Raw genomic sequence first — 15,985 nt, 5'->3', positions numbered from 1 at the left:
AGCGACGATGTCGTCCAGGGAGCGGTACCGCAGGCTGGCGGCGGGGCGGGCCCCCCCCCCCCGGGGCGGGGGGGCGCCCCCCCGCGGTTCTCACGCTGCGCTCACTTCTTGTTGCGGCGCTGGTGACGAGTCTTGCGAAGCAGCTTGCGGTGCTTCTTCTTGGCCATGCGCTTGCGGCGCTTCTTGATGACAGAACCCATAGGTGCCTCAGTTCTGCAGGCATGAGCCTGCGGGTGGTCCAGCTGTTCGGGAGTGCGCGCCCCGCTCGCTCCCGCCTCAGCGCTGCTGCACGGGCGAGGGCACGGAGGCGCGCCACGGTCGACGCATCATTCTACACCCGACTCAACGGGACTCCCCGGCCGCCAGTGCGAGATCGCTCGCAGCGGAGGCCGCAAGGTCCAGCTGCTCCTGCACCGGATCCACCACCAGGTCATCGGCCACGTCGCGCACCCGCACGGTCAGCACCCGCCGGGCACGCCGCCGGTGCCAGGCACCGGTCATCGCCGCGAGCGCCGCCCCGGCGATGCCCAGCAGGATGCCTGCGGCCACGCCCAGCACGATCAGGGCGGTGGGCAGCGGGATCGGGATCCACAGCTCCTCGATCATCGGCAGCGGCAGCGGGGGGATCCCGAAGAACACCAAGGCGGCGTTGAGGGCCAGCCAGCCCAGCCCCACCACCCAGGTGAGCAGGGCCAGCCACTGCAGCACGTCGAACACCGGCCACCACCAGGACGTGGCCCGGCCCCGCAGATCGGCCTCGGCGACGGCCTGGTCCAGAGCGTCGGGCAGGGCCTCCTCGTGGGACCGGGCGGCACGGCGCACCGCCGATCGCCACGGATCGGTGCCGCCCTCGGAGGCGGCATCGGCGAAGGCGCGCACCCCACCGGAGGCGCGGGCGCGGGTCCCGGCATCGGGCTCGGGCAGGGAGGTGCGCTCCAGCCCCTCCTCGTCGCGCTCCTGACCAATGTTCAACCGCCGCAGCGGATCCGCGCGGAAGCGCCGCAGCCAGCGCAGCGGCGGCCATCCCACGCGGCCGGAGGCGCGGTAGCGGTAGGACGCGCCCACGGCCTTGGCGACCGGCTCCACACGCGCCGCGGCGGCCAGGTCCTCCGTCAGGGTGTCCACGGTGCCGTCGTCCACGCGCTCGCGCAGGCCGGCGGGATCGGCGGCCTCCCGCAGGCGCTCGGCGGCGGAAGCGACATCGGCGCGCTGCCGCGAGGCCGCTGCATCGCGGGTGCGGGCGATGTCCAGCAGGTGGGTGCGCAGCTCCTCCAGGCCCTCACCGGTGGTGGCGGAGGCGGCAAGCACGGGCGCGGAGGTGAGGCCATCGGCCCGGGCGATGCCTTCCAGGGAGGCCACCACGGCCTCGCGCTCACCGGGCCGCACCCGGTCGATCTGGTTGAGCACGAACACGGTGACGGCGTCATGGCTCGCGAAGGGCTGGACGAACTCGCGGTGCAGCACCGCATCGGCGTACTTCTGAGGGTCGGTGACCCACACGATCACGTCGACCAGGCCGGTCATGCGCGCGGCGACGGCGCGGTTGTCCACCTGCACGGAGTCGAGGTCCGGCAGGTCCAGCAGCACCAGGCCGGGCGGCACCTCGGGATCGGCCGCCCGCAGCCGTCGCTTGCGGGCGGGCTCCTGGCCGGCCTTCTCCAGGGCCGTGCCGCTGCCGTCGAGGTGGTGGCGGTCCGGCACACCCAGCCAGTCCAGCAGCTCGTCCGAGCCCACCTCGCCCAGCACCGCGGCGACTGGGCGGGAGGTGGTGGGGCGGCGCACCGCGGCCTTGGACACCTCGGTTCCGACCAGCGCGTTGACCAGGGAGGACTTCCCGGAGCCGGTGGCGCCGAACAGGCCGATCACGGTGTGCTCGGCGGAAAGTGCGCGGCGCCGGTCGATGCGGTCGATGATCTCGCGGGCGGCCTGGACCTCCCCGGTGGGGGCGACGTCCTCGAGCACCTCGACGGCGCGGTCCAGGGCGTCCAGGCGCTGCACCAGAGGGACGGTCTGATCCCCGCGTCGCCGACGGGGGCTCATCGGGGACCCTCCCAGTCGGCAGATGCCGTGCCCTGTTCGGGGCGTGCGCCGCGGTCCTCGCGGATGTCGGCGGCCAGGGCCTCGAGGGCGTCAGCATCGGCATCCAGCGCTTCTGCCCCGCCGATGCCGCTCAGCTGCGCCAGGCGGTCCTCGAAGGGCGCGGACCGCCCGGCGACCAGGGAGTCCAGGCGGGTGGTGAGGCGTTCGCGGGCGATGCGCGCCATGCGGCGCACGGCCTCATCGCCGAAGATGGTCTCCAGCAGCTTCTGGCCGACCACGGCGGTGCCGGCCCCCACGCCGACCTCCAGGCCGGTGGGGATGAAGGCGGTGGAGGCGAACACGGCGATCATCAGCGCCACCCCGACCACGTTGACACCGAGGGACATCAGTCGGGCCTTGGTGCGACGGTCCGCGCCTTCCTGGCGCACCAGCTCCAGCACGTCGCCCTGCCAGGCGCGCACGGCAGCGGCGACCTCCTCCCCGTACCCGTCGGGGATGCGGGAGAGGTCCTGGCCCTCGGCGAGGTAGCGCCCGGCGGGGCTGCTGCGCCAGGACTGCTCGGCGCGCTCGGCACCGCGTGCGGTCTCGTCGATGACCACGTGCACGAGGCTCGTGCCCAGGGCCTGCTCCGCGGCGACCGAGGGGGCGGGGCGGCCGCTGAGCATCTCGCCGATGCGATCACGCATGCGCCCCACGAAGCTCTCCACCCCGCGGAAGAACTCGCCGGTGCCCACCACGTCCTGCCAGCGGGCCAGCACCTCGCCGCGGAGCAGGGAGCCGTCCCCGATGGACTGCTCGATGCGGTCGCGCGCATCGGCGAAGGCGGCCACCACCTCGGCGTGCAGGCGGTCCCGCTCGGACTCCTGCACGCGGGCGTGGTCGGCGATCTCGCGGGCGGAGCCGGCCAGGCGGCCCACGGCCCCGGCGAGGGTGCGGCGGGCGATCGCTCCGCGGCCCTCCGCATCGGCGGCGAGGTCCCTCAGGTGCCCGGTGAGCTCGCCGACGGCAGCAGCGGGCAGCATGCCGCGCTCGTCGACCTCGCTCTCGGCCACCAGGAACAGGCGTGCCACCTCGATGCCCTCGCGATCCAGCATGGCGCGCAGGTCCGGGCCCAGCTCCTCGGCGACGCCGGGCCTGTCCGGGATGCGGTTCATCACCACGGCGACGGTGACGTCCCGCTCGGCGGCGGTGCGCAGCACCTCCCAGGGCACAGCGTCCGCGTAGCGGTTGGCGGTGGTGACGAACAGCCACAGGTCGGCGGCGCGCAGCAGCTGGCGGGCCAGCTCCCGGTTCCCGGTGGAGACGGAGTCGATGTCGGGGGCATCCAAGATCGCCAGGCCCCGGGGGATGGAGGGCTCGGCGCGCAGCTCGAGGCTGGTGGCGGCGGCCTCGTCCCCGGCACCGGCCGTCCCGGCATCGCCGCCGGCGGGGGGAAGGGCCTCCTGCGCTGCGACGGGCTGGCCGTCCCCGCGCACCCGCGCCAGGCCGGGCAGGATCCGCGAGCCGGCGAACCAGGCGGAGTCCTCGGGATGGTGCAGCAGCACGGGCCGCCGGGTGGTGGGGCGGATGGCGCCGGTGCGGCTGACCGGATGCCCCACCAGGGCGTTGACCAGGGTGGACTTGCCGGCGCCGGTGGAGCCGCCCACCACCACCAGCAACGGGGCGTCCAGGGAGGCCAGGCGCGGAGCGACGTGGTCGGCGAGCTGGGACAGGGCCCCGGAGACCTCCCGGCGGGCCTGCTCCGCTCCCTCGATGGGCAGCGGAAGCTCCAGGGAGCGCAGGTCCTCGGCGAAGGTGCCGAGCGCGGTGGGCTGCTCCGTGGTGATGGATCCCCGGTCGTTCATGGTTCCCCCGTCGGGACAGTGATGTGACGGGCTCATTGTGGCAGGTGTCCCTCCCGCGACGGATGCTCGGCGAGGGCCGGGCACCAATCCGCCGTGGTCGTCAGTCGTGGAACGGGTCCAGGCCCCATTCGGGGAAGGCGGCCCGGCGGGCGGCCTGGACCGCTCGGTCCAGAGGATCCTCCGGATCGAAGCCGGATTCCCAGTCGCGCACGGCCAGCGGCCTGCCGTCCCCGAAGGTGCGGATCGCCGGCTCCGGGGTGAGCCCGTGCTCGAGTCGCGCGCGGGCCTCCGCGTCCAGGTAGGCCTGCGGCAGGGGCTGATCGGGGTCCACCGGGTCACCGGTGGCCACCGCGATCAGGTGCGCCCAGGAGCGCGGCACCACGTCCACCACCGCGTACCCGCCGCCGCCCAGGGCCAGCCAGCGGCCCTCGCACACCTCGTCGGCGATCTCGCGCATCAGCACCATCACCGCGCGCTGCGCCTCCAGGGAGACGGTGAAGTCGGCCAGGGGGTCCACCCGATGGGTGTCCGCTCCGTGCTGGGTGACCAGCAGGGTGGGGCGGATCGCTCGGGCCAGCGCAGGCACCGTGGCGCGGATCGCCCGCACCCAGCCGTCGGCATCGGTGCGCGGCGGCAGAGGGACGTTGATCGCGGAGCCCAGCGCGCCCGCACCACCGGTGTCCTGCACGAAGCCGGTGCCGGGGAACAGGTGCTCCCCGCTCTCGTGGATGGAGACGGTGACGGCCCGGGGCTCGTCCCACAGGGCCCGTTCCACGCCGTCGCCGTGGTGGACGTCCACGTCGACGTACAGCACTCGCGGCTCGCCCTCGTCGATGGCGTGGCGGATGGCGATCGCTGCGTCGTTGTACACGCAGAACCCGGAGGCCCGGCCAGGCCGGGCGTGATGCATGCCGCCGGCCACGTTGACCGCGCGGGCGACGCGGCCCGAGCGGATCGCGTCGATCGCCGCGATCGAGCCGCCGACGATCCGGGCCGAGGCCTCGTGCATGCCGGGGAAGGCAGGGACGTCGTCCCCGCCGATGCCCACGCCGATCAGCTCATCGTGCGCCTCCAGCAGCAGCGGGGCGGAGGCGCGCCGCACCGCTTCGATGTAGGGGCGCTCGTGCACGGTGGCCAGCTGCTCTTCGCTCGCCACCGGCGCCTCGATCACCTCGACGCCGGGACGATCCAGCAGTCCAGCCGCCCGCGCCAGGTCGAGGGTGAGGGTCAGGCGCACCGGGGACATGGGGTGGTAGGGACCGAAGTCGTAGCGGCAGAACCCCTCGTCCCACACCACCGCGCAGGAATCCGCGGTGGTGGTGGGCGGCGCGTCGTCTGCGAGCATGCCCTGAAGCGTACCCAGCGCAGGCCGGATGCGGACGTAGACTGCGCCGCGACGAGGGCGCGCAGCTGCGCGGACCCCGAAGACCAGCAGGAGGTGCCATGGCCGTTCGCGAGACGGACGCCCCGAGCCATCTGCCTCCCATGTCGCGCAATGCCCGCTGGCGGCGCGCGATCAGCGAGTTCTTCGAGGAGCTGGGACGCTCCTCCCCCGCGCGCCTGCTGCTGATCGTGTTCACCGCCATGATCGGCGTGTTCACCGCGCTGCTGTCACTGCCGATCTCCGCGGCCGACGGGCAGCGCACCCCCTTCGTGGACGCCCTGTTCACCGCTGTCTCCGCGATCTGCGTGACGGGCCTGGTGACCGTGGACACCGGCACCCACTGGTCCACCTTCGGGCTGGTGGTCATCATGATCGCGATGAAGGTGGGCGGGCTGGGCGTGCTCACCTTGGCCTCCCTGCTGGGACTGTCGGTGCTGCGGTCGATGGGGCTCGCGCAGCGCCTGATCGCGGCGCGGGAGACCCGCGCCGAGCAGTTGGCCGAGGTGGGCGGGGTGCTGCGCACCATCGTGATCACCTCGACCGCCTTCGAGGCGGCCACCTTCGTGGCGCTGACGCCGTACATGATCGTCACCGAGCACGGCCTGGGCGAGTCGCTGTTCCTGGGGCTGTTCTACGCGATCAGCGCGTTCAACAACGCGGGGTTCGTCACCGAGGCGGCCGGCACCGCGCAGTACCTGGCCGATCCGTTCTTCACCGTGCCGGTGGGCCTCGCGGTCGCGGTGGGATCGCTGGGCTTCCCGGTGATCCTGGCGGTGGCCCGGGCCTGGCGCACGCCCCGCCGCTGGTCCCTGCACTCCAAGCTCACCCTCGCGACCTCGGGGATCCTGCTGGTGGCCGGCTGGCTGGGGCTGCTGCTGATGGAGTGGTCCAATCCGGCCACCCTGGGTGGGCACTCGGTGGGCACCAAGCTGCTGGCGGCGGCCTTCGCCTCGGTGATGCCGCGCTCCGGGGGCTTCGCCACCCTGGACATCGGCCAGATGACCGGTGAGTCGCGCCTGTTCATCGACCTGCTGATGTTCATCGGCGGCGGTTCGGGCTCCACCGGCGGCGGCATCAAGGTGACCACCTTCGCGCTGCTGGTGCTGTCGATCTGGGCGGAGATCCGTGGCAACCCCGATGTGGAGGCCTTCGGCCGGCGCATCCCGCAGGAGACGATCCGGCAGGCGATCGGCGTGCTGGTGATGAGCGCGGCGGTGGTGTTCGCGGCCACCTTCGTGCTGCTGCGCATCACCCCCTTCACCCTGGACCAGACCCTGTTCGAGGCGCTCTCCGCCTTCGGCACCGTGGGCCTGAGCACCGGCATCACCCCGGATCTCTCCGGCCCGGCGAAGTACGTGATCATCGTGTGCATGTACGTGGGACGCCTGGGCCCGATGACCCTGGGGGCGGCGCTGGCACTGCGGCAGCGCTCGCGGATGGTGCGCCTGCCGCACGAGCGCCCGGTGGTGGGCTGATCACGCAGGAGTCCGGCACGGACCTAGACTGTGGCGGCCGACGAAGGAGGAGACGTGCCTCGCAGAGAACGCGACGACAGCGGAGTGCTGGTGATCGGCCTGGGTCGGTTCGGCGCCTCGATCGCCCTGACCCTCGAGGAGCTGGGCACCGACGTGCTCGCCGTGGACACCCGTGACGACCTGGTGCAGGAGTACTCCGGCCGCCTCACCCACGTGGTGCAAGCCGACGCCACCCAGATGGAGTCCCTGGCACAGATCGGTGCCGCGGAGTTCTCCGTGGCGGTGGTGGGCGTGGGCACCTCCCTGGAGGCCAGCGTGCTGATCACCGCGAACCTGGTGGACCTGGGCAAGCCGGTGATCTGGGCGAAGGCGATCTCCTCCTCGCACGGCAAGATCCTGGAGCGGATCGGCGCCCATCACGTGGTGTTCCCGGAGGCCGACGCCGGCCGTCGCGTGGCCCACCTGGTCAACGGCCGTCTGCTGGACTTCATCGAGTTCGACGACGGCTTCGCGATCGTGAAGATGCGGCCCCCGCGTGAGACCCAGGGCTACACGCTGGCGCAGTCGGACATCCGCGCCACCTACGGCGTGACCGTCGTGGGTGTGAAGTCCCCGGGCCGGGACTTCACCTACGCCACGCCGGAGACCATCGTGACCCAGCACGACCTGCTGATCGTCTCGGGGCACACCGACCTGATCGAGCGGTTCTCCACCCGTCCGTGAACCTCACTCCCCGGTGAGCTCGCGTGAGCGCTCGGCGGCGGCCTGCATGGCCGCGGCGATGCCGGGGCGCACGCCCTGGCGCTCCATCACCGCCAGGCCCTCGGCCGTGGTGCCCCCGGGGCTGGACACCCCGTTCTTGGCGACCGCGGGGTGCTGACCTGTCCGCATCAGCATGGTGGCAGCGCCACGCACGGTCTGCTGCACCAGGCGGTCGGCCAGATCGCGCTTCAGTCCCAGCCGCACGGCCTCGTCGGTCATCGCCTCGATCAGGGAGAAGGTGAAAGCCGAGAGCGAGCCCGCGGCGCCGATGAAGGCGTGGACCTGCTCCTCGGTGATGTCCTCGACCACCCCGGCCTGCGCGAACAGGGCACGCACCAGCGCGTGCTGCGACTCGGTGACGGCGCTACCGCGCATCAGCCCAACGGCACCCTCCCCCACGGAGATGGGGGTGTTGGGCATCGCCCGCACGACGGGGTGGCCCGCCGGCAGCACGTCCTCGATGGCCTGCAGGGTGATCCCAGCGGCCAGGGAGATCACGATGGCGTCCTCGCGGATCAGTTCGGCGATCTCCGAGGTGAGCTCCACGATCTGGTACGGCTTGACGCCGAGGACCACCACGTCGGCCTCACGCAGCGCGGAGGCGCGGTCCTCGACAGCGGTCGCGCCGAGCTCCTGGGCGGCGCGGGCACTGCTGTCCGGGGTGGAGTTGGAAATCAGCACCATGCCGGCATCGGCCCCGGAGGCGAGGAACGCCTGCACCACGGGGCCGCCCATGTTGCCCGCCCCGATCACCACGATGGTGAGATCCGCGAGGTCGTGACCGGGGGCCTCGGATTCGGCACCGTCAGCACGGGATGACGCAACCGGGGCTGCTGCGTCCCCAGCTGCTGCATCGGCGGTGGCTGCATCGGGGTGGGCCGTGGTCCGGGGCGTGGTGCTGTCCGTCATGGATCCCAGGGTAGTGGCCGGTCTCGGTAGCAGCACCGCGCACGGAGCCCGAGGAACCGGAGCCGGCGGAGGGGTTCAGGATCCAGCGGGTGCGATCGCGGAGGGGTCGCCACCGCCGCCCGTGTCCCGATCGCGGTCGATGGTGCGCCCTTCGATCAGCACCAGCAGCTGCACCAGGACCACTCCGCCGATCGCCGTGGCGATCAGCAGCGGCCAGTTCGCCTCCGGTGCCAGCAGGCCTCCGCCGGCGTCCTGCCAGGGCCACAGGGTGCGCAGGGCTCCGATCATCAGACCGGCCAGCACCACCATGGTGCCGCGGTGGTGCCGCACCAGCAGCACGCGCATGATCCGCACGATCACCACCAGGCCCACCAGCGCCCACAGCCCGAACCAGGCGATGTAGCCGATGTCCAGCGCATCGACCGCGCGCAGCGTGGGCTGGTAGAGACCCAGGGTGAGCAGGATGAACGAGCCGGACAGGCCCGGCAGCACCAGGGCACACACGGCGATCGCGGCGGCAGGGGCGATCACCCACGGGCTCGGCTCGAGGGCCGCCCCGGGCAGGGAGGTGGCCACGAACGCTCCGAGGGCACCGGCGGCGAACAGTGCCAGCTCGGGCGCGCGCCAGGCGCCGCCGGAGAGCTTGATCGGCACCAGCACACTGCCCAGCACCAGGCCGAAGAACAGGGCCCGCATCAGCTGGGGACTGGTCTCCACCAGGTGGGCCATGGGACCGGCAACCAGCAGCACGGCCAGCGCCATGCCGATCATCAGCGGCACCACCAGCACCCAGGGCACCGCCCGGAGCTCGTTGAGGACACCCTGGCGGCGGTCAGGCCCGGTGACCAGGCGCCGCACCGCGGAGGTGAGGTGGTGGCCGGAATCGATCAGCTCGTCGTAGATCCCGGTGACCAGGGCTACGGTGCCCCCACTGACACCGGGGATGGTCTCCACCAGGCCGATCAGCGCGCCGCGAGCGGCATTGCCGAGGACGTTGCGGTGGCGTGGCCCGCGGACGGTCTCCTGCGGGGAGGGGGACGTCGTGGTCGTGGTGGCCGCGCTCTCGGTCATCGCTCCAGCGTACGTCTCGGGTGGCCGGGGGTCAGCGGCCGCGGCCCCAGTGGGGAGGCACATCACCCGCGATGCGGGCGTCGTTGGACTCATCGGCGCCCGGCTCCGGCTGGTCCTCGTCCAGACGGTCCGGGAGGATCGGGCGCCGCCGGCCCGAAGCGCTGCCGGTGGCGCGGGGGGAACCCGCGCCGGCCGATGCGCCCGGGTCACGCGTCGTGCCCGCATCGGGATCCCACTCCATCGGCTTGCCGGTGAGGGAGGAGATCACCACCGGCCCGCGCCGAGGCCGGTGCTCCCCTCCCCCGGGGCGCTCGGTGCTCATTGCCGCTCCTGATAGCGGCGGATCGCGCTGGAGACGGACACGTCCAGCAGCACGGAGCGCTGCTCGAAGCCCAGGAAGCTGCGCACCTCCGTGGCCAGGTGCTCCTCGAGGCGGGCACGGCCGTCGGAGCAGATGTACTCCACCACCGCGTCGAAGTCCTCACTGGAGTAGAACGAGAGCGGGTGCCCGGCGGGGATCTGCGGCCGCGGGAGGCGGTGGCGCACGGTGCCCACACCGGTGAGGGCATCGGCCTGCTCGTCGGTCTGCACCAGGCGCAGGGCCCGCTCCACGGCGCGGCGGATCCGCTCGGCCTCCCCGTCGGGGTCGATGAACAGCGCCCAGGACCACACCCGTTCGGTGGCCCAGCCTGCCTCCTCCAGTCGCTCGGCGCGCAGGCGGTCGCGCTCGCGCTGACTGGCGGTGCCCACGTAGCGGGAGCCGTCGGTGTCCACGGCCAGCAGCAGGCGACCGGGCAGCTCGGGGTGGCCCAGGGCCAGTTCGATGCGGTCCGAGGTGGAGCCGAAGTCGCTCTCCACCACGAGTCCCAGCCGCCAGAGGCGATCGGCGAGGTCCCGCACCAGGGCATCGGTCTCCAGCTCCCCGGCGGGGCCGTCGACGGGCTCCCGCGCGGGGCCGTCGACGGGCTCCTGCGCGGCGCTGTCGACTGGCGCCTGTACGGCGTCGTCTGCTGGCTGCTCCGCCGTGCCCTCTGCCTCGGCGTGGGCCGCGGCCTCGGACGAGCTGTCGACTGCCGCCTGCGTCCCGGGGCCCGACTCATCCTCGGCGGTGGCATCATTCGCTGCGGTGTCGCCGGTGGACTTGCGGGCCAGGGCGGCCTCGAGGGCGGCGTCGAAGTCCTCGTCGGACATCTCCGCCCCCTCGGCACGGCCGCCACCAGGGGCCTCCGCGGGCATCGACGTCTCCGCCTCGTCGGGGCTGCTGTGCGCGGCCTCCGGCGCCGGCTCGGCCGCGGCGTCGGGGTCGGGAGTCGGGTCGGGTGTGGGTGCGGGCTGCGCCGGGGTCACCTGATCGCTTCCGGTCAGGGCCGCCACCTGCGGCACCACCTCGACATCGGCCCCGCCGCGCAGCACCCAGAGCATGGCGCGCAGATCCCGGGCGCCGTCGGAGCGCAGACGCGAGGGGTCCAGGTCCTGCACATCGATCGAGGAGACCACGGTGGTGCGACCCCGCGCTCGGGTGATGACGGTGCCCAGTGCCTTGCGGCCCCCGGCCTCCGACAGCGGGCCGAAGCGGTGCAGCAGGCGTCCGTGCGGGGTGCGGCCGAAGCCCACCGAGACGATCACGTCATCGCGCACGATGCTCGAGGCGTGGGCGGCCGGCAGCACGGTGAAGAACTCCTTGGCCGCAGGATCGAAGAAGCCGCGCAGTGCCGGGATCACCGCGACGGTCTGCATGATCCGCTCCATCAGGCGCCGAGCATGCTCCTCGGTGAAGGTGAGCACCGCGAGGGACCGCTCCGGGCGGCTGCGGGCGTGCTCGATCACCAGGTCGGTGACCCGGCGCAGCTCACCCTCGGTGCTCTCCACGTACTCCATGCCGGCGGTGACCGGACCGCGCCCGTTCTCCACCAGCACCAGGCGGTCCGGTTCGGAGGCGACCGGACTGGGCACGGCCTGCACCTCCCGCACCAGCGCCCGGCGCTGAGCGAAGGCGCGGAGCCCCTCGGCGGCGGGGCGGTCGTCCCGCCCCAGCTCCACGTGGGTGGCGATCCGCAGCATGTCGTCCAGCAGGCTGGGCTGCTGGTCCCCTCCGTACTCCAGCGGGTCACCGACCACCACGGTCTGGGCTGCTCGCACGATCGACGGCAGCGCCGCAGCGGTGGGCAGGCGCCCACCGTCGGCCACGATCACCACGTCGAAGTGACGGCCGCGCGGGATCACCTGGGGCACCAGGTACGGGGAGGCCAGCCAGGTGGGGCGCGAGCGGAAAAGGATGTCCTCGTACTTCGCGGAGAGGTCCCGGATGGAGACGGTGGAGGCCCGGGCCAGCTCGGCGATCGCCGCCCGGGAGGTGTCGGGGTAGGCCTTCATGGTGCGCACCCGCACCTCGTCGGCAGCGGCGTGGACGCGGGCGGAGGAGCCGGCCAGGTGCTCGGCGTCCAGGCGCCGGAACCGTTCGGCGACCTGGGAGAGGGAGGTGCCGTCGTACTGGGAGATGGTGGGCTCCGCGCCGGCGATGAACTCCAGCACACTGCGCCACCACGCCAGGTCCAGCTCGCTGGTGACGTGGACGGCCGGTACGCGGCGGGTGCGCAGGTCCTCCACCAGCTCACCGAGCCCATCGAAGTCCAGGCGGCGCAGCAGCTCGGTGCGGCGCGGCAGGGTCTCCAGGTCGTCGCGGTCGCGGTCCAGGGCGTCCAGGCGCTGCTGGAGCTGCTCGAAGGGGGTGCGGGCCAGGGCATGACCGGCCTCGGTGCCGTCCAGCAGCACGGAGAGCTCATCGAGGATCCGCTGGGCGTGCTGCGCGGTGGAGCGCACCTGATCGAGGTTCTCGGGGACGGAGGGGAGGACGGAGTCCTCCTGGGCGACCTGCCGCCAGGAGTCGCGCACCCGGCGCGCGTCCATCAGGTCGCGGTGCAGGTCCGTGGTGAGGGAGGCCGGGCGCTGCAGCGCCTCGCCCTCCTTGCGCAGTCGGCGCCGCACTCCCCACCCCATGGTGACGCCGTTCTCGGCGCGCCAGGTCTTGTCTCCGGTGGCGGCCACCAGGTCGGCGAGCTCGGCGCGGAACACGGCCGGCTGGAAGATCGTGAGCACGCCGCGCACGCGCTCCAGCATCGACAGGCGCCCCAGCAGCTCGTCGAGGGAGTCGACGGGGCGCAGTCCGATCCTCTCCCCGGTGGCGGTGGCGGCGCGGTGCAGCTGGGGCAGCATGCCCTCCCGCAGTTCGTCGACCAGGGCGGCGGCGCGCTCGGCCTGGGTGTCGGAGCTGATGGGTGCCCCGTACCAGGCGGTGGTCTCCGGGCCGGTGCTGAGCACGCCCACGGTCGCGGCCTCGCGCAGGGCGGAGGCGTACCTCTCGCGCTCCTGGCCGATCATCTGGGCGGCCACGTCCGAGCGCAGCCGCACGGTGGTGCGCGGCGCGGGCCGCTGGCGGGTCAGTGCCGCGAGCGCGGAGATCGCATCGTGGGCGGAGGCACCCCATGGCTGCTGGATCCGGTGCATGGCCTCGACGTGGCCGGTGAGGATCTCGCGGGTGCGGGTGAGCTCCTCCGGTTCGGCGGCGGAGTCCTCGGCTCCCAGGCCGAAGGTACCTGCCCTCCGCAGGCTGCGCAGAAGGGAGGCGGAGGCGTTGCGCTGCAGGGACGGATCCGGGGAGAGGTCGAAGACCAGCTCGTCGATGCCCCGCTGCTCGGCGCTGGCGGTGAGCTGGGCGAGGTTGCGGCGGCGCTGGGAGACCACCAGCACGCTGCGGCCGCGGGCGTTGAGCTCCTCGGCCAGGTCCACCACCAGGTCGAGGGTGTCCGCGCCGGGGGGCGCCGCGATCGCCAGGTGCTTGCCGGCCAGCACGTGGGCGAGTGCCTCCCGGTGGTCCGGGTCCACGGCCGCGACCAGCTCGTCCTCCGGGACCAGCACGTCCAGATCCGGGTCCTCCTCTTCCGGAGCGTCCCGGCCCGGGTCCCGCCGAAGGGTGTCGTCCTGGTCCTGGTGGCCCTCCTCCTGCTCCCGGACTCCGGCCCGCACCTCGTCCCGTGCGGGCCCGTGGCCGGCGAGTGCGGCCACCACAGGGCTGCTCGCCCAGTCGCCCAGGTCGGAGGCGAGGTCCTCCCCCACCGAACCGGCGGCGTCCATGATGTTGCCGACCACCAGCGCGTGGGTGATGCGGAAGCCCGGCAGGGGCTGGCCGAGGGCGCGGAAGGCGTCCAGCACCGGGTTGGGGTCGAAGCCGTGGGTGCTGTCGGTGGTGGCCAGGAGAGCTCGGGCATCGACCGCGACGCCGGCCTCGCGCAGGGCGCGCAGCAGCACCGGGTTGAGATCTGCGGTGGCGTCGAGGTCGAGGTCGACGTCCTCGCGGGCGTTGCCGCGCAGGCGCAGGGTGATGGGCCGTACCAGCACCGGTGCGTGCACGGGCTCGGAGCCGTCCTCCGGGTGCCAGGTGGCCTCGCCGATGCCCAGGTGGCAGGTGGTCAGGCCCACCTCCTCGGCGTGACGCTCCGCGATCTCCCGCAAGGTGCGGGCATGGGCGCGTGCATCTGCCAGCGCGCCCACCTCCCGCACCAGCGAGGACAGCCGGGTGGGGCCCCGCCCGGCCAGCAGCTGCGCAAGGCCCGAGGGGTGGGAATGGGTGAGGTCCAGGAAGGTGGTGCCGGCGCGCATCTGGGTGAGGAAGGAAGGCGCGGTCTGACCACCGGTGATCTGCTGGCGCCAGCGGTCCAGGGCATCGGCCACCACGTCCTCGCGGCTGAGGGGGCGGTGCTCGCGCGGGAGCCGGGGAAGATCGTCCTCGTCCTGCTCGGGGGCGGTGCCGGCATCGGCCCCGCCCAGGCGCTGCTCGACCACGACGTCGACCCCGGGGTGGCGCAGGGGCTCACCGCCGGCGCGTCGCCGCTGCGCCAGGTGCGCACCGTGGTGGGCGCCGCCGGGGGCGTCGGCGCTGTGAGGTCCGGCGGCCGGGACGGACGCGCCGTCGCCGTGGGCATCACCCGTCGCGAAGGGGGCGCGGGTGCTGCCGCGGGTCGCCGCCGGGGCGTCGTCGCGGCGGTCGGCAGGCGGGGCCGACGGGTCGGGGCTCTTCTTCCCGCGCAGGAATCTCCACATAGCCCGCAACGCTACCGGGGTCGCGCCACAGGCAGGCGCAGGCGTGCCGTAGGGGGCGTCAGGCGTGCCTCACAGCGGGGTCGCGCTCGGCGCGGGTGCCGTGTTCACACCTCATGCAGGCGCACTGAGGACTCCTCGAGGTGCTCGCGCAGCTCCGGGGTGACGGGCCCGGCGATCACCAGGTCGGTGAGTGCGGAGACGGGGCAGATGCCGGCGAGCGCACGGTGCCCGATCTTCTCGGCCGTGGCCAGGCCCACCACGCGGCGGGAGTGGCCGATCATGATCCGCGTGACCCCCGCTTCCGCATCGGAGTTGCAGGTCAGGCCCGCGTGGACGTCGAGGCCGACGGTGCCCACGAACATGGTGTCCAGCCAGAGGTCCCGCATGGTGGCGGTGGCCAGGGGGCCGATGAGCTCGAAGGAGTAGGGCTCGGCCACGCCTCCCAGCACCACGGTGCGCACGGCCGGTCGCAGCACGGTCTCGGTGGCGATGTTCAGCGCGGCGCACACCACGGTCAGGCCCGGGCGGCCGTCGCGCGAGTCGATGTCGGGCCGCGCCACGGCACGGCGGGCGGTGGAGGTGGTGGTGCGACCGCCGTTGAACCCGATGATCTGGCTGGGCACGACCAGGGACGCGGCGTGCGTGGCCACGAGCTCCCTCTCGGCGGCAGCCTGGTCGGAGCTGCGCGGGGCGGTGGCCAGCGAGTAGGCGACGTCCACCGCGACGATCCCGCCGTGGGTGCGGCGGGCCAGCTGGGCACGCTCCATCTCCACGAAGTCGCGCCGCACCGTGGACTCGCTGATCCCCAGCTCGGCAGCGACCTCACCGACGCTCAAACGCTTGGCCTGGGACAGCAGCGTCAGCACGTGGTCCCAGCGGGCCGACTTGTCCCGGGCCGTGGTGGCAGAGGCCGACGGGCTGGACGGGGACGCGGCAGACGCATCGGACCCCGAAGATCCGGGCAGGGGGCGGGGACCGGGCGCGCTCACGTTCACGCAGTCAGTATTGCGCGAGATGCGCCGATCTCGGGCTCGATCGGGCGGGATCGTTCAGTTTCGGTTCGAAACCGCGGTCTCAGTGGTGGGGGACACGATCCCGGATCTACGGTGGCGGTGCCGCCCCGGTCGGGGACGGCGACCTACGCGAGAGGAGAACGCCATGGGCATCGGCGATTCGCTGAACAATGCTTTCGACAAGGCCAAGGACCACGCGGAGAAGAACCCGGACAAGGTCGACCAGGCTTTCGAGCAGGGCACCAAGCACGTCACCGACCGCACCCCGGACCAGTACGACCAGCACGTCGAGAAGGGCTCCGACGCGGCGCGCGACCGCCTCGGCGGCGGCGCGGACGACGCAGCGGCCGACAAGGACCAGCAGCAGAAGTGACCGTCTGAGAACGGACC

At 73.2% G+C, this 15,985-nt stretch carries 12 protein-coding genes; 3 read left to right on the top strand and 9 right to left on the bottom strand.

Features of this window, described 5'->3' with window-relative positions; genetic code table 11:
- Window positions 1-101 precede the first annotated feature (101 nt).
- The 4 genes from M3B01_RS12690 to M3B01_RS12675 all read right to left on the bottom strand — a co-directional run bounded on the left by M3B01_RS12690 (window position 102) and on the right by M3B01_RS12675 (window position 5,229).
- Window positions 102-200, bottom strand: a complete 99-nt coding sequence (locus tag M3B01_RS12690) for a 30S ribosomal protein bS22 (RefSeq protein ID WP_003792170.1) — start codon at window positions 198-200, stop codon at window positions 102-104.
- 142 nt (window positions 201-342) lie between these two features.
- On the bottom strand, window positions 343-2,040 hold the full coding sequence (locus M3B01_RS12685) for a dynamin family protein (RefSeq protein ID WP_259792555.1): 1,698 nt from the start codon (window positions 2,038-2,040) through the stop codon (window positions 343-345).
- Window positions 2,037-3,884, bottom strand: a complete 1,848-nt coding sequence (locus M3B01_RS12680) for a dynamin family protein (RefSeq protein WP_259792551.1) — start codon at window positions 3,882-3,884, stop codon at window positions 2,037-2,039. The genes M3B01_RS12685 and M3B01_RS12680 overlap by 4 nt, the downstream gene beginning before the upstream one ends.
- A gap of 100 nt (window positions 3,885-3,984) precedes the next feature.
- Window positions 3,985-5,229: an acetoin utilization protein AcuC gene (locus M3B01_RS12675; RefSeq protein ID WP_259792547.1), complete on the bottom strand. Its 1,245-nt coding sequence runs from the start codon at window positions 5,227-5,229 to the stop codon at window positions 3,985-3,987.
- Window positions 5,230-5,327: 98 nt separating this feature from the next.
- On the opposite strand from M3B01_RS12675, the gene M3B01_RS12670 reads away from it, so the two are divergent.
- A complete protein-coding gene (locus tag M3B01_RS12670; protein WP_396123369.1) occupies window positions 5,328-6,743 on the top strand; it encodes a TrkH family potassium uptake protein in 1,416 nt (471 codons plus the stop codon).
- 54 nt (window positions 6,744-6,797) lie between these two features.
- Window positions 6,798-7,466 carry a TrkA family potassium uptake protein gene (locus M3B01_RS12665; RefSeq protein ID WP_193864378.1) on the top strand — a complete coding sequence of 223 codons (669 nt, stop codon included), beginning with the start codon at window positions 6,798-6,800 and terminating at the stop codon, window positions 7,464-7,466.
- A gap of 3 nt (window positions 7,467-7,469) precedes the next feature.
- On the opposite strand, the gene proC is transcribed toward M3B01_RS12665, so the two are convergent.
- From proC to M3B01_RS12640, 5 genes are all read right to left on the bottom strand, one after another.
- The gene (gene proC, locus M3B01_RS12660) at window positions 7,470-8,414 is read right to left on the bottom strand and encodes a pyrroline-5-carboxylate reductase (protein WP_259792544.1); all 945 of its coding nucleotides are present in this window, start codon (window positions 8,412-8,414) and stop codon (window positions 7,470-7,472) included.
- 75 nt (window positions 8,415-8,489) lie between these two features.
- Entirely contained in the window at window positions 8,490-9,485 is a 996-nt protein-coding gene (locus tag M3B01_RS12655; RefSeq protein ID WP_193864376.1) for a DUF368 domain-containing protein, read from the bottom strand.
- 31 nt (window positions 9,486-9,516) lie between these two features.
- Complete coding sequence (locus M3B01_RS12650; RefSeq protein WP_193864375.1) at window positions 9,517-9,807, bottom strand: hypothetical protein; 291 nt, start codon at window positions 9,805-9,807, stop codon at window positions 9,517-9,519.
- Window positions 9,804-14,582 carry a hypothetical protein gene (locus M3B01_RS12645; protein WP_259792540.1) on the bottom strand — a complete coding sequence of 1,593 codons (4,779 nt, stop codon included), beginning with the start codon at window positions 14,580-14,582 and terminating at the stop codon, window positions 9,804-9,806. The genes M3B01_RS12650 and M3B01_RS12645 overlap by 4 nt, the downstream gene beginning before the upstream one ends.
- 104 nt (window positions 14,583-14,686) lie before the next feature.
- Window positions 14,687-15,577, bottom strand: coding sequence for a DeoR/GlpR family DNA-binding transcription regulator (locus M3B01_RS12640; protein WP_259792537.1), 891 nt, complete (start codon window positions 15,575-15,577; stop codon window positions 14,687-14,689).
- A 163-nt stretch (window positions 15,578-15,740) separates the two neighbouring features.
- On the opposite strand from M3B01_RS12640, the gene M3B01_RS12635 reads away from it, so the two are divergent.
- Entirely contained in the window at window positions 15,741-15,968 is a 228-nt protein-coding gene (locus M3B01_RS12635) for an antitoxin (protein WP_259792535.1), read from the top strand.
- Window positions 15,969-15,985 lie beyond the last annotated feature (17 nt).

This window comes from Brachybacterium sp. p3-SID957 (genome assembly GCF_025144775.1).
GTDB classification, from domain to species: Bacteria; Actinomycetota; Actinomycetes; order Actinomycetales; family Dermabacteraceae; genus Brachybacterium; species Brachybacterium epidermidis.
This window is presented reverse-complemented; position numbering and strand designations above follow the sequence as displayed.